The 13,219-nt window shown below is 72.2% G+C and carries 10 protein-coding genes; 5 read left to right on the forward strand and 5 right to left on the reverse strand.

Annotated elements, in window-relative coordinates:
• Window positions 1-58: 58 nt before the first annotated feature.
• The 3 genes from QM517_RS01435 to QM517_RS01445 are packed head-to-tail and all read left to right on the forward strand — an operon-like array spanning window position 59 to window position 2,849.
• On the forward strand, window positions 59-1,366 hold the full coding sequence (locus QM517_RS01435; RefSeq protein WP_283284638.1) for a sensor histidine kinase: 1,308 nt from the start codon (window positions 59-61) through the stop codon (window positions 1,364-1,366).
• Window positions 1,354-2,019: a LuxR C-terminal-related transcriptional regulator gene (locus tag QM517_RS01440; RefSeq protein WP_077051915.1), complete on the forward strand. Its 666-nt coding sequence runs from the start codon at window positions 1,354-1,356 to the stop codon at window positions 2,017-2,019. The genes QM517_RS01435 and QM517_RS01440 overlap by 13 nt, the downstream gene beginning before the upstream one ends.
• Complete coding sequence (locus QM517_RS01445; protein WP_283284640.1) at window positions 2,016-2,849, forward strand: hypothetical protein; 834 nt, start codon at window positions 2,016-2,018, stop codon at window positions 2,847-2,849. The genes QM517_RS01440 and QM517_RS01445 overlap by 4 nt, the downstream gene beginning before the upstream one ends.
• Before the next feature lie 5 nt (window positions 2,850-2,854).
• Here QM517_RS01445 and QM517_RS01450 read toward each other — a convergent pair whose 3' ends face one another.
• Complete coding sequence (locus QM517_RS01450; RefSeq protein ID WP_283284642.1) at window positions 2,855-3,778, reverse strand: DMT family transporter; 924 nt, start codon at window positions 3,776-3,778, stop codon at window positions 2,855-2,857.
• 40 nt (window positions 3,779-3,818) lie between these two features.
• Here QM517_RS01450 and QM517_RS01455 point away from each other — a divergent pair, with 40 nt between their 5' ends.
• On the forward strand, window positions 3,819-4,313 hold the full coding sequence (locus QM517_RS01455) for a MarR family winged helix-turn-helix transcriptional regulator (RefSeq protein WP_283284643.1): 495 nt from the start codon (window positions 3,819-3,821) through the stop codon (window positions 4,311-4,313).
• Between the two features lie 64 nt (window positions 4,314-4,377).
• Here the strand turns inward: QM517_RS01455 and QM517_RS01460 are convergent, their stop codons facing one another.
• Both QM517_RS01460 and QM517_RS01465 read right to left on the reverse strand, forming a co-directional pair.
• On the reverse strand, window positions 4,378-8,571 hold the full coding sequence (locus QM517_RS01460) for a DUF3418 domain-containing protein (protein ID WP_283284645.1): 4,194 nt from the start codon (window positions 8,569-8,571) through the stop codon (window positions 4,378-4,380).
• Window positions 8,572-8,728: 157 nt separating this feature from the next.
• Window positions 8,729-9,901, reverse strand: coding sequence for a glycoside hydrolase family 3 N-terminal domain-containing protein (locus QM517_RS01465; protein ID WP_374114644.1), 1,173 nt, complete (start codon window positions 9,899-9,901; stop codon window positions 8,729-8,731).
• 70 nt (window positions 9,902-9,971) lie between these two features.
• On the opposite strand from QM517_RS01465, the gene QM517_RS01470 reads away from it, so the two are divergent.
• Window positions 9,972-10,718, forward strand: a complete 747-nt coding sequence (locus QM517_RS01470) for a MerR family transcriptional regulator (RefSeq protein WP_283284647.1) — start codon at window positions 9,972-9,974, stop codon at window positions 10,716-10,718.
• 7 nt (window positions 10,719-10,725) lie between these two features.
• Here QM517_RS01470 and QM517_RS01475 read toward each other — a convergent pair whose 3' ends face one another.
• Together QM517_RS01475 and QM517_RS01480 are read right to left on the reverse strand one after the other, a co-directional pair.
• Entirely contained in the window at window positions 10,726-11,967 is a 1,242-nt protein-coding gene (locus QM517_RS01475; protein WP_283284649.1) for an LCP family protein, read from the reverse strand.
• Window positions 11,968-12,043: 76 nt separating this feature from the next.
• Window positions 12,044-13,216, reverse strand: a complete 1,173-nt coding sequence (locus tag QM517_RS01480; protein ID WP_278102094.1) for an ABC transporter substrate-binding protein — start codon at window positions 13,214-13,216, stop codon at window positions 12,044-12,046.
• Between the last annotated feature and the right edge of the window lie 3 nt (window positions 13,217-13,219).

Genomic DNA, 13,219 nt, shown 5'->3' on the forward strand with positions numbered 1-13,219 from the left:
ACGAGGAGGCGGGCTGCCCCTGCTGACCCCGGAGCAGCGGCGTCCTACCGTGGAACCCATGACCACGGCATCCGTCCTCCCTCCCTCGCCGCCGACGTTGCCCGCACCCCCGGGTGCGCTGCCGCGGAGGTCGGTGCGCATCTCGTCGCCCGGCCAGGTCGCCGGCGCGATCGCCCAGCTGGCCGCGCTCGGCGCCATCGGCCCCGTCGTCTTCGGCGGACTCTTCGGCCTCCTGGGCGCGGGCGTCGGACTCCTGTTCGCCCTCCTCATCGGCGTCGTCCTGCTCGCCGGTCTCGTGTACGCGCTGTTCGGCGTGGCATGGTTCGAGCAGGCCCGCCTCGACGGGCTCTACGGCTTCGACCTGCCGGCTCTCCGCCCGAGGCGCAGCCCGAAGACCGGGTTCGTCGGCGTGCTGCACACGATCTGGCTGCAGGCGATCGACCTGCGCCAGTGGCGGGCGATCGCGTCCTTCACGGTGTCGACCCTGCTCGGACTCGTCGCGCTCTTCCTCGTCGGGGCGGCCGCGTGGGGGCTCGCGCTCGTGTTCAGTCCGATCTTCGGGTGGGCGCACCCGGCTCTCTTCGGTCTGTTGCCCCTCGAGGGTGCGGGTGCCCCGCTCATCGGCGCCCTCACCGTGCTCGTCGCCACGGGCGCGGTGATCGGGCTGGGCCTGCTGCACGGTGTGCTCGCGCGGGCGATCCTCGTGCCGTCCCGCGAGGCGCTGCTGGAGGAGCAGGCGCGCACCTCCGACACCCGCCGTGCGGGCGCGGTCCGCGCCGCCGAGGTCGAGCGCACGCGGATCGAGCGCGACCTCCACGACGGCGTCCAGCCGCGGCTCGTCTCGATCGGGATGACGTTGGGGCTCGCCCAGACCAAGATCGACGACGACCCCGAAGCCGCCAAGGCGCTCGTCGCCGAGGCGCACGCCTCGACGAAGTCGGCGATCACCGAACTCCGGCAGTTGGCCCGTGGCATCCACGCGTCCGTCCTGGAGGATCGAGGACTGGATGCCGCCCTCTCGGCGCTCGCGTCCCGATCCCACATCCCCGTGACCCTGGACGTGCGCCTGCCGCGTCGGTGCAGTCGCCCCGCGGAGGCCGCCGTGTACTTCTCGATCGCGGAGGCGCTCACCAACGCCGCGAAGCACTCCCGGGCCGGGAACTGCCGGGTCGACGTGCGGGTGCGCGACGACGGTTCGCTGTGGGCCCGCGTCGAGGACGACGGTCTCGGCGGGGCGCGCGTCGTGCCCGGCGGCGGACTCGACGGCATCGTCAACCGCGTCACCGCGGCCGGGGGAACGGCCCGCATCGACAGCCCGCAGGGCGGTCCGACGTCGGTGGAGGTGACGGTTCCGTGCGCATCCTGATCTGCGAGGACTCCGTCCTGCTGCGCGAGGGGCTCGTGCGCCTCCTCGCCGACGACGGCCACGAGGTCGTCGCCGCCCTCCCCGACGCGTCGGGTCTCGAGGCCGCCGTCACCGACACGACGCCCGACCTGTGCGTGCTGGACGTCCGGCTTCCGCCGACCTGGACCGACGAAGGCATCCGCGCCGCCATCGGTCTGCGGTCGCGGCATCCCGGGCTCGCCGTCCTCGTCCTGTCCCAGTACGTCGAGGAGCAGTACGCGAGCGACCTGATCGCCGACGGCCAGGGGTCGCTCGGCTACCTCCTGAAGGATCGGGTCGCCGACGTCCGCGACTTCCTCGACGCCGTCGCCCGCATCGCCGGCGGGGCCACGGTCCTCGACCCCGAGGTCGTCGGTCAGCTGCTGGCCCGTCGTCGACGCGACGACCGACTCCAGGCGCTCACCGAACGCGAGCGCGCCGTGCTCGCCCTGATCGCCGAGGGACGGTCGAACCAGGCGATCGCCCAGGCGCTGTTCGTGTCGCCCGCGAGCGTCGAGAAGCACATCACCGCGATCTTCACCAAGCTCGGCCTCGAGCAGGACGAGACGGGCAACCGTCGCGTCATCGCCGCCCTGGTCCACCTGGGCCACGACACCACCGGAGCATCCTCATGACCCTCCAGACCCCGCTCGAGCCGGCGCCGGCCCCGGTGCCCACCCCGCCGCGACGCTCCCCGGGCTCCCTGGCGGTCGCGATCGGCACGATCGTCATCGGCGGATTCGTCATCGTCGGCACCCTGCTCAGCACCGGCTTCACGGCCGCCCGAGAGCTGCGCAGCAGCGACGCGACCGCCCCGCTGCAGCAGACCGCCGTCGACGGCGTGCGCGACCTCGACATCGAGGTCAGCGGCGGCGCGCTGACCGTCGTGTTCGCCGACGTCTCGGAGGCTCAGCTGGACGGGAGCGGCATCGGCGGGTGGACCCTCGAGCAGGACGGCGACACCCTCAAGGTCGCGACGCCGCGCCGGTCCTTCGGCGACTGGGGCAACGGGGCGCAGGCGACCCTGACGCTCCCGCAGGACCTCGAGCGCACGAACCTCGATCTCCGGGTCGAGGTCGCCGGGGGCAGCCTCGATCTCGCCGGGGACTACGGCGACGTCGACGTGCAGGTGGCCGGCGGCGGGGCGACGGTGACCGGGAGCGCGAGCGCACTGAGCATCTCGGTGTCGGGCGGATCGGCGACGGCCGACGTCGAAGGCGTGGATGCCGCGACCTTCGAGGTCACCGGCGGTGACCTCGTCGCCGACCTCACCGGTGCGGCGCCGGCGCGCACGAGCATCGAGGTGACGGCGGGCTCCGCCGACATCGGGCTGCCCGACGACACCTACCGCGTGTCCAGCGACGGACCCGGGTCGGTCGACAGCGCCCTGCGCACCTCGCCCACCGCGACGCCCCGCATCGACGTGCAGGCGACCCTGGGTTCGGTGACGCTGCGCACGTCCTGAGCCGTTCATCCGGTGCGTGAGTCGCCAGGATTTGTCGCCCCGGGGGAGCGGGAGGCGACAAGATCTGGCGACTCACGCGTCATGCGGCGGGGCGGGCGCGCGACGGCGATGGCGGCGAGCACCGCGAGGATGCCGATGATCTGGCCGATGCCGAGCGACTCGCCGCCGACGAGCACGCCGAGCACGACGCCGGTCACGGGGTTGAGCAGGCCGATCAGTCCGACGGTCCCCGCGGGCAGCAGGCGCAGACCCGTGAACCAGCACACGAAGGCGAGCGCCGTGGCCACGACCGCGATCCCGGTGTAGGCGACGACGCCCGTGGCATCCACTCTCGGCGGTGCGCCCTCGACCACCGCGGCGACCACGACGAGCGCGATCCCGCCCGCGGTGAGCTGCCACGATGTCGTCGCGAGGAGCGGGGTGTCGTCACGCCACCGGGTCGTGAGGATCGCGCCGAGCGACGACGACAGCAGGGCGATCGCGGATGCCACCACCCCGGCGGGTGCGACACCCTCGGCGCCGAGCCCGACGATGAGCACCACTCCGGCGATGCCGAGGACGGATCCGAGCGCCCACCGGGTCGTCGGACGCTGCCGCAGGAGCGGCCACGCGAGCCCGGCGAGCGCCAGCGGCGCGAGCGCCATGATGGACGCCGCGACCGAGGAGGGCAGGAGCTGCGCGGCGACGTAGACGAGCACGAAGAAGCCGCCGAAGTTGAGCGCGCCCAGCACCGGTGCCTTCCACCACCAGGCGCCGCGCGGCATCCGTCGGGCGAGGAGCAAGAGCAGGAGTCCCGCCGGCAGTGCGCGCAGCGCGGCGCCCCACAGCGGTGCGTCGGCGGGGAGGAGGTGTCGCGTGACGACGTACGTCGCGCCCCACGCGATCGGGGCGACCGCGGTGATCGCGACGGCACGCCAGGTAGTTTCCATGGAAGACACAATAGCTTCCGGGGAAGGTAAAGTAGGGACGGTGAACGACATCGACCGCGTGGACCGGATCGTCGAGCAGTGGCGCGACGAGCGGCCCGACCTCGACGTCTCGCCCCTCCAGGTGATCGGCCGCCTCCACCGGGTCGCCGACCGACTCCGCGAGGAACTCCTGCGCGTCTACCGCGAGCACGGGCTCGGCGAGGGCGAGTTCGACATCCTCGCCGCCCTGCGGCGCCGCGGCGAGCCCTACGCGTGCGCGGCGGGAGAGCTCGCGCGCACCACGATGGTGACCACCGGTGCCGTGACCAAACGCGTCGACCGGCTCGTGGCATCCGGTCTCGTCGTCCGTCAGGGGAGCGAGGACGACGGACGCGGACGCATCGTCGCCCTCACGCCCGCCGGGGTGCGCGTCATCGACGAGGCGTTCGCCGCCCACGTCCGCAACGAGCAGCGCCTGCTCGAGGGTCTGACCCCCGCGCAGCGCGCCGACCTCGAGGCGCTGCTGCGCATCTGGGGCGGCGCCCTGGGGGTCTAGCCCCCCGCGTGAGTCGCCAGAATTTGTCGCTTCCGGTCGCGTCCGGGCGACAAATCCTGGCGACTCACGCGCCCTTCAGCGCCTTCGCGAGGCGCTGGGGGGAGACCGGCTCGGCGGTGCCGAGACGCTGGGCGAACAGGCTCACGCGGAACTCCTCCAGCAGCCACCGGGTCTGCACGAGGTTCGCGGGTGCCTCCGCGGGAAGCGGCATCGTGCCTCCGGCCTCGACGAAACCGGCGGCCCCGCGCTCGTACTCGGTCATGCGCTGGCGGTCGCGGCCGGGGTTGTCGGACAGCGTCTTCACCCGCTCGAGCGCGCCCGCCAGATACCGCGGCAGGTGCGCGAGGCGCGCGAGCCCCGTCCGGGAGATGAACCCGGGGAAGATCAGGCCCTTCAGCTGTCCGCGCACGTCGTTGAGGGCGCCGAGGAGCGTGATCGACGCGGCATCCTTCATCGCCCGCTCGACCTCGCGCTGCGCCAGCAGGATCTTCGCGACGAGCGACACCGCGCGGAAGGTCTGCTCGACCGAGGCGGCCGAGAACGCATCGCGCACGCGCTCGAACTCCGCCTTCGTGCGCACGACACCGGTCGGGCTCTCCCGCCCGAGGACGTCATCGGCCAGGGCCACGCGCGCATCCTCGATCAGCGCCTTCGCGTTCTGATACGGGGATGCCGCGAGCGCGAGCTTCTCGTTCGCGGTGAGGTGGTCGAGCACGTACGACGCGGGGGAGGGGACGGCGAGGAGAAGCAGTCGCCGGATGCCGGCGCGGGTGTGCCGCGCGGCATCCTCGGGCGTCGCCTCCACGCGCAGGGCGACGCTGTCACCCTCGTCGACGAGGGCGGGGTAGCCGCGGACGACACCGCCGGCGACGGGGGTGTCGACGACCTCGGCGAGCTCGTCCACATCCCAGGTCGTGAGCTTCGTGCGCGACGCGAACGCGGGGGAGGCCTCGGCGACCTTGGCGGCCGTCCGGGCTGCGGGGCGCGCGATCGTCGACTCCACGCTCGAGCGCGCCCGGTCGGCGAGGCGGCGCTGCAGTGCTCCGAGGTCGCGGTCCGAGCCCACGGCCCGTCCGCGGGGGTCGACCGCGCGGAACGACGGCATGAGGTGACCCGGGACGCGGTCGAGCTCGAAGTCCGCGGCGCTCACGCGCTGGTTCGCGACGCGCTGGACGAGCGCGGCGAGCGCGTCGACGAGCGTGGTCTTCGGCAGGCCGTTCGTGTGTTCCGGACCCTTCTCCGCCAGCTCGGCGCTGAACTTCTCGGCCCAGTCGGCCGCGGGAACGACGTTGCGGCGGATCGTCTTCGGCAACGCGCGCAGCAGGGCCGTGACCAGCTCGTCGCGCATGCCCGGCACCTGCCAGTCGAAGCCGTCCGGCCGCAGCTGCGCGAGGAGCGGCAGCGGAACGACCACCGTCACGCCGTCATCGGGGGCGCCCGGCTCGAAGCGGTAGGCGAGGTTCAGCGTCTGGTCGCCCTGGCGCCAGCGCGCCGGGAAGGCCCGGTCGTCGCCCTGCGCGCGATCGCCGGTGAGGTCGGACTCGCGCAGATCGAGGAGGTGCGGCGTGCGGTTCGAGGCATCCTTCCACCAGGTCTCGAACGAGCGGACGTCCGTGACGTCGGCGGGGATCCGCGCGTTGTAGAACGCGAACACCGCTTCGTCGCCGACCAGGATGTCGCGCCGGCGTTCGCGCTCCTCGATCTTCTCGAGCAGGCGGCGCTGCTCCTGGTTGCGGCGGAGGAACGCGGTGAGGCGCTTGTCGAGCACCGACGGGTCCCATTCGCCCTCGACGAGCGCGTGGCGCACGAACATCTCGCGCGCGAGCGGGCGATCGAAGCGCGCGAGCTGCACGCGGCGACGTCCGACCAGCTCGACGCCGAACAGCGTGACCTTCTCGTACGCGGCGGCGGAGCCGGCATCCTTCGACCAGTGCGGCTCGCTCAGCGACCGCTTGACGAGGTCGGGGGCGAGGTCCTCCGCCCACGCCGGATCGACCGCCGCGACGGTCCGGGCGAACAGGCGCGAGGTCTCGACGAGCTCGGCCGCCATGACCGCGGAGGGCCGCCGCTTCTTCAGCCCCGAGCCGGGGAAGATCGCGAACCGCGCGCCGCGCGCGCCGATGTACTCGCCCTTCGTCGGGCGCGCGTCGCCGGGCGCCTTGCGGTCCTTGGCCTGGGCGATCGTGCGGGGATCGAGGATGCCGATGTGCGACAGGAGCCCCGACAGGATCGCGCGGTGGATGGCATCCCCCTGCGCGTGCCCTTCGGGCGCGTCCCCTCGTCCCACTTCTGACGGGGTATGTCCCGAACGGTGCGGTTTCGAGCGGCCCGAACCAGCGACATCTGGGACACGGTTCCGCGCTCCGCGGCCCTCACGACCGGCGCCGAGCAGCGACGAGAGCTGCCGATGGACGTCGACCCACTCGCGTACGCGGACGTAGTTGAGGTGCTCGCTGCGGCACAGGCGCCGGAACGCGCTCGACCCGAGCTCGGCCTGCTTCTCCTGCAGGTACTCCCACAGGTTCAGCAGCGACAGGAAGTCGCTGGTCGGATCGGTGAAGCGCGCGTGGAAGCGGTCGGCTTCGTCGCGGCGGTCCTCGGGGCGTTCGCGTACGTCCTGGATCGACATCCCGGCGACGATCGCCATGACCTCGGGCAGCACGTCCGCGTCGCGGGCCTCGAGCAGCATGCGCGCGAAGCGCGGGTCGATCGGCAGCCGGGCGATCTCGCGGCCGATGGCGGTGAGCCGCGGGCCGCGCTCGTCGCCGCGTCCGCGCCGCTGCCGCGAGGGGTCGCCGTCGTCGCGGACGTCGCGATCGGTGTCGGCGGCGCGGGACCCGGGCGCCGGGAGCTTCACGGCGCCGAGCTCGACGAGCAGGTCGAACGCGGCCTTCACGCCTCGGGAATCGGGCGGGGTCAGGAACGGGAACGCCTGGATGTCGCCGAACCCGAGCGACAGCATCTGCAGGATGACGGATGCCAGCGACGTCCGCAGGATCTCGGGCTCGGTGTACTCCGGGCGGCGGGTGAAGTCGTCCTCGGAGTACAGCCGGATCGCGATGCCCGGCGACGTGCGGCCGGCGCGGCCCGAGCGCTGCTGCGCCGACGCCTGCGACACCGCCTCGATCGGCAGCCGCTGGATCTTCGAACGGTTGCTGTACCGCGAGATGCGCGCGGTTCCGGTGTCGACCACGTACCGGATGCCGGGGACGGTGAGGCTCGTCTCGGCGACGTTGGTGGCGAGGATGACGCGGCGGCGGACGCCCGCGACGGTGGAGCGCTCGAACACGCGGTGCTGCTCGGCGGCGGAGAGACGCCCGTACAGGGGCAGGACCTCGGTCGGGGCGGCATCCTTCTGATACGCGCCGCGGATGGCATCCGCCGCGTCGCGGATCTCGGCCTCGCCGGGGAAGAAGACGAGCACGTCGCCCGCGGGCTCGCGGTCGAGCTCGCGGAGCGCCGCGACGACGGCACCGACCTCGTCGGCGTCGTCGCTGTCACGCGCGGTCTTGCCGGCGGGCCGGGCCGAACTCCTGACTTTCTGCGGCGCCCGGGCAGCTGGGCCGCGGGAAGTCGGGTCGTCGGGGTCGGTGGCATCCGGAATCTCAGGAGTTTCGCCCGCATCGTCCGCCCCATCGAGCGGCCGATACCGGATCTCGACCGGGTACGTGCGGCCGGACACCTCGATGACCGGCGCGGGCACCGGCTCGCCGCCGGGTTCGGCGGACGGAGCGGCGAAGTGGCGCGCGAAGCTCTCGGGGTCGATCGTCGCCGACGTGACGATCACCTTGAGGTCGGGGCGTTGGGGAAGGATCCGCCGCAGGTACCCCAGCAGGAAGTCGATGTTGAGCGAACGCTCGTGCGCCTCGTCGACGATGATCGTGTCGTAGCGGCGGAGCAGCCGGTCGCGGTGGATCTCGTTGAGCAGGATGCCATCGGTGACCAGTGCCACCCGGGTGTCGGCCGACACCTTGTCGGTGAAGCGCACCTTGTAGCCGACGGTGGAACCGAGCGGGACCTGGAGCTCCTCGGCGATGCGCTCGGCGATGGTCCGCGCGGCGATGCGGCGCGGCTGCGTGTGGGCGATCGACGTGCGACCGAGCTCGAGGCAGATCTTCGGCAGCTGCGTCGTCTTGCCCGATCCGGTGGCGCCGGCGACGATCACGACCTGGTGGTCGCGGATGGCGCGCGCGATCTCGTCCCGCGCGGCGCTGACGGGCAGCTCGGGCGGGTAGACGATGACGGGTTCGACGGACACAGCCTTCCAGCCTATCGCGGTCGCCGCCTCCGCGCCCCGCGTCTCTCCCGTTGAGCCGGGCGACATGCGCGCCTTCGCGCTCGCGCGGCGTACATGCGGCCGAAGTCAACGTGCAGGCCAAGCGTCGCGAGAGCGGGGGAGGCGGCGCGGGCAGCCGTCACGTCATCGCGGCCTTGGCCGCGAGCACCCGTCGGGCCGCGGCATCCACCTTCGCGGCGAACGTGGGATCGCTCTGCGCGCGCGCCAGCACCGCTTGCCGCATCTCGGGATACACCGAGGGGTCGGCCGAGACGAGCAGCAGGTCGATGCCCGCGTCCACGGCGAGCGTCGCGCGGTCGGCGGGCGACCACGCCTGCACCTGACGGGCGGCGGAGAGATCGTCGGTGGTGACGACGCCGTCGAACCCGACCGTGTTGCGCAGTACCCCGACCACCGTCGGCGAGAACGCCGCGGGCGCGTTCGGGTCGATCTTGGCGTAGACGGCGGTCGACAGCATCACCACCGCCGGACCCTGCGGCAGCACCGTGGAGTACACACCGACATCGGGGCCGTCGGCCGTGACGAAGTCGTCGGTGACTCCCGCGGTCGTGTCGGTGTTCTCGCCCACGTGTCCGAGCCCCGGGAAGTGCTTGAAGGTCGGCAGGATGCCGCCGTCGCGCATGCCCGCGGCGAACGCCCCGGCCTGGGAGGCGACCCGTGCGTCGTCGTAGCCGTACTCGCGGTCGAGCTGGCCGATCGGCGGATTGCCGCGCGCCGTGTCGGGGCTCGTGACGATGTCGGCGACGGGCGCGAGGTTCATGTTGACCCCTGCCTGCGCGAGTTGTGCGGCCCACGTCGCGGCGCTGGTGCGCAAGTCGTCCTGCCGCCCCTGCTCGAGGGCCGAGGGTATGCCGTCGAACCCGGGGCCCGAGAGCACCTGCACGTCACCGCCCTCCTGGTCGGTCGACACCCACAGCTCGGGGGCGCCGGCCGCGACCAGAGAGGTGAACCCGCCCACGAGCTCGGCCGTGGCCTGCACCCCGGCGTCGGACCGTCCGTGCAGGAAGATTCCGCCCACGTGATCGTCTCGCACCGCGGCGACGGTCGTCGCATCGGCGCCGTTCACCGACGTGCCGACCATGAACATCTGCCCGACCCTGTCCTCGAGGCTGAGGCCGGCGAGCGGATCCGGCGTCGGTGTCGGGGTGGGCGTGGGCGTGGGTGTCTGCGTCGCGGGGGTCGCCGTCGGCGTCGGAGCAGGTTCCGGAACGCAGCCGGCCAGCAGCACGGCGGAGAGCAGGACCAGGATCGTCGACCGCGCGATGTTCCTCACCCCTCGATGGTGTCGCATCGAGGGGCCGGTCGGGAGTCTCCGTCGCGGGCTTGACTCTGCCGCGACGTCAACCGACACAGTGGATGCCATGAACGAATGGCCCATCGCCGAGGTCGCCCGCGCGGCCGGGGTGACCAGTCGCACGCTCCGCCACTACGAGAGCGTCGGACTGCTCCGCCCGTCGCGCGTCGCTGCGAACGGCTACCGGTTCTACGGCGAGACCGAGATCGCGCGCCTGTACCGCATCCTCGCGTTGCGCTCCCTCGATCTGCCGTTGCCCGACATCGCGCGGGCTCTGGCGGACGAGCGGTCGCTCACGGAAACCATGCGCGCGCATGTCGCCGCGCTCGAAGAGGCGCGCTCCGCGATGGAGCGCCGCATCGCCGCGGTGAGGAACGCCCTCGCCGCCCTGGAGGAAGGAAAGACCATGGACATCGACGACGTGCTCGCGGGTGTCGACGACGCGCGCTGGGAGGGCGAGGTGCGCGAACGCTGGGGAGACGGCGCGTGGGAGCGCAGCGCCGCCCGCCGCGCAGCTATGACCCCCGGAGAGCGCCGGGCCGACGACGCGCACGGCCGCGACGTCATCGCGGCGCTGAGAGCGGCCGCGGAGCGCGGACTGAGCCCGGATGCCGCGGAGTTCCAGCACCTCATCGGCATCCATCACGCGTGGATCGCCGAGCAGTGGGGCCGGGTGCCCTCTCCGGAGGCCTACCGCGGGCTCGGTGACCTGTACGTGGACGATCCCCGATTCGCCGTGAACTTCGGCGGGGTCGCGCACGCCCGGGTCGTGCGCGACGCGATGGCGGTCTACGCCGCCGCGCACCTCGACTGAACCGCGCTCAGCCGTTTCCGGCGGAGCACGTCGCCTGGGTGGCCTTGGAACCGCTGACGTTGCTCGGCAGTTCGACGACGTCGGGCGCGGCGCTGGCTCCCGAGGCATCCGGGGTCGGGGTCGTCTCGACGGGAGCGGCGGACGGCGTCGGCGCGGACGGGTCGGCGATCACGCCGCCGTTCGCGCCGGCCTCGCCCGTGAGCGCCAGCGGGGCGTTGCGTTCGAGCGCGTCCCACAGGATGGCGGCGGATGCCTCGTCGGGCACGACGCGGTTCGCGTCGTCGGGGTCGTCGACCACCGGGTACTGGACGAACGTGATGTCGTCGAACGGGACGTCCTTCAGCGTGTAGGCCAGCTGCGCGATCCGGATCGGGTCGGCGAGGCTCTCGCTGGGCGTGATGTTGTTCACGGCCGTGTTGGCGAGGCCGATGAGCGTGCCGGGGTTGGACAGCACCTCGTCGCTGCGGAGCTTGTTGACCAGGCGCGAGAGGTACTGCTGCTGGTTCCCGATGCGGGCGAGGTCGCTGCCGTCGCCGATCCCCTTGCGGGTGCGCAGGAACGCGAGGGCGTCGTAGCCGGTGACCACGCGGGCTCCGGGCTCCCAGTTGATACCGGCATCCGGGTCGTTGATGCCCTCGCCGCCGATGCAGACCTCGACGCCCCCGATCGCGTCGGTGATGTTCACGACGTTGCCGAAGCTGACCTTCGCGGCGAACGGGATGCTCTGGCCGCTCAGTTCCGAGACGGTGTCGGCGACGCAGGTGAGTCCGCCGTCCTCGTACGCGCTGTTGATGGGGGCCTTGTACGCACCGCCGAAGGTGGTGCCGTCGGCGCCGACGCACTCGGGGATGGGGATCTGCAGGTCGCGCGGGAACGACACCACCGTGACGCGCCGCGGGTTGACCGAGACGTGGACGAGCATGTTCACGTCGTTGCGCGCACCGTCGTTCTCGGGGTCGGTGCAGCGTGCGCCGAAGGCCGCCTTCACCTGGTCGTCGCACTCGTCGGTGCCGACGACGAGGACCGAGAACGCCTCGTCGTACGCGCTCAGCGCGGGCGGCTGCGCCGGGGCGTCCTTCAGCGGAACGGCCGCCTCCGCCAGACGCTGCGTCAGCGACCAGGCGTAGAAACCGCCGACGGCGACAGCTGCCACGACCGCGACGGTCAGCGCGATCGCGAGGACCTTGGCTCCGCGGCGCCAGCCCGACTCGGGCTTACGGCGCGCGTGTTGCGCGGGAGGCTGCGTCATCCGGGTAGTCAACCATGCCGTTCCGGGAAATCGGTGGGACGCGGGGCGGCCGGGAGTCCGACCGCCCCGCGGGGGATTACTGGCCGCCCTCGGTGAGGGTGACGTCGATCGGCGTGTACTCGCCGTCCACGGTGACGCCCTCGTCCTTCAGGGCTTTCAGCGCCGCCTCGATGTAGTCGTTCGAGTACGCCGAGGCCGCGGGCTCGGTGGTGATGAGGTTGAGCCCGTCCTGGTTCTTCGCCGCCAGGGCGCCCTTGACGGTCTTGTCCCACGCCGCGGAGTCGACGAGACCGAAGTCGCCGCCGGTCCAAATGAGCTTGTTGACCTCGTTCATCTGCCACAGCTGGTGCGTCGGGCCGACGGGGAAGGCGCTGACGCCGGGAGCGGTCGCGGCCGTGTAGGTGATGTCAGCGGCTTCGGTGGGGTTGTCGCGTGCGAACACCCAGCCCTTGATGACGGCCTTGAGGAATCGCGTCGCGGCGTCGGCGTACGCGGGGTCGTCGGCGAGGCGCTTCGTGTCGGCCCAGATCGCGTCCTGCAGCATCGCGCCCGCGGTGTCCTCGTACGAGATGACGTTGATGTCGTCCATCGTGTAGAGCTTCCCGGTGGCGGGATTGACCGTCTCGAGCAGCTGCGCGAGCTCGTTGTAGGTCATCGCCTGGGCGGCATCCACGTCCTTGTCCAGGAGCGCGTTCATCGAGAAGTCCTGCGTGGTGATCTTGACCGTCGAGGCATCCAGGCCCTTGTCGGCCATCGCGGCGAAGATCTCCCACTCGTTGCCGAAGCCCCACGAGCCGATGCGCTTGCCCTCGAAGTCGTCGACCGAGGTGATGCCGGAGTCCTTCCACGAGACCTGCGTGGTGCCGGACTTCTGGAACACCTGGGCGATGTCGGTGAGTTCGACGCCCTGGTTCTCCATGGTGCCGAGGACCTTCGGCACCCACGCGACGGCGAAGTCGACGTCACCGGCGACCAGGGCGTCCTGCGGCACGATGTCGCCGCCGGACGGGACGACGTCGACCTCGTCGAAGCCCTCCTCCTGGAAGTAGCCCTTGTCGAGGGCGACGTAGTACCCGGCGAACTGCGCCTGCGGCAGCCACTGCAACTGCAGCTTGACCGAGGTCAGCGGGGTGAAGTCGGCGTCGCCCGAGGCGGCGGGTGCGGAACCGCCGGCGCAGGCGGAGAGGGCGAGGGATGCCACGGCGATCCCCGCGGCCGCGCCGAGGGCGCGACGTGTGCTGTGTGTCATGGG

The sequence above is a fragment of the Microbacterium sp. IEGM 1404 genome (assembly GCF_030056775.1).
Lineage (GTDB): Bacteria > Actinomycetota > Actinomycetes > Actinomycetales > Microbacteriaceae > Microbacterium.

Excerpts from the sequence above, each read along its gene's own strand:
- QM517_RS01445 (WP_283284640.1), top strand. The coding sequence starts at position 2,016 with ATGACCCTCCAGACCCCGCTCGAGCCGGCGCCGGCCCCGGTGCCCACC.
- QM517_RS01435 (WP_283284638.1), top strand. The coding sequence starts at position 59 with ATGACCACGGCATCCGTCCTCCCTCCCTCGCCGCCGACGTTGCCCGCA.
- QM517_RS01450 (WP_283284642.1), bottom strand. The coding sequence starts at position 3,778 with ATGGAAACTACCTGGCGTGCCGTCGCGATCACCGCGGTCGCCCCGATC.
- QM517_RS01465 (WP_374114644.1), bottom strand. The coding sequence starts at position 9,901 with ATGCGACACCATCGAGGGGTGAGGAACATCGCGCGGTCGACGATCCTG.
- QM517_RS01480 (WP_278102094.1), bottom strand. The coding sequence starts at position 13,216 with ATGACACACAGCACACGTCGCGCCCTCGGCGCGGCCGCGGGGATCGCC.
- QM517_RS01475 (WP_283284649.1), bottom strand. The coding sequence starts at position 11,967 with ATGACGCAGCCTCCCGCGCAACACGCGCGCCGTAAGCCCGAGTCGGGC.
- QM517_RS01470 (WP_283284647.1), top strand. The coding sequence starts at position 9,972 with ATGAACGAATGGCCCATCGCCGAGGTCGCCCGCGCGGCCGGGGTGACC.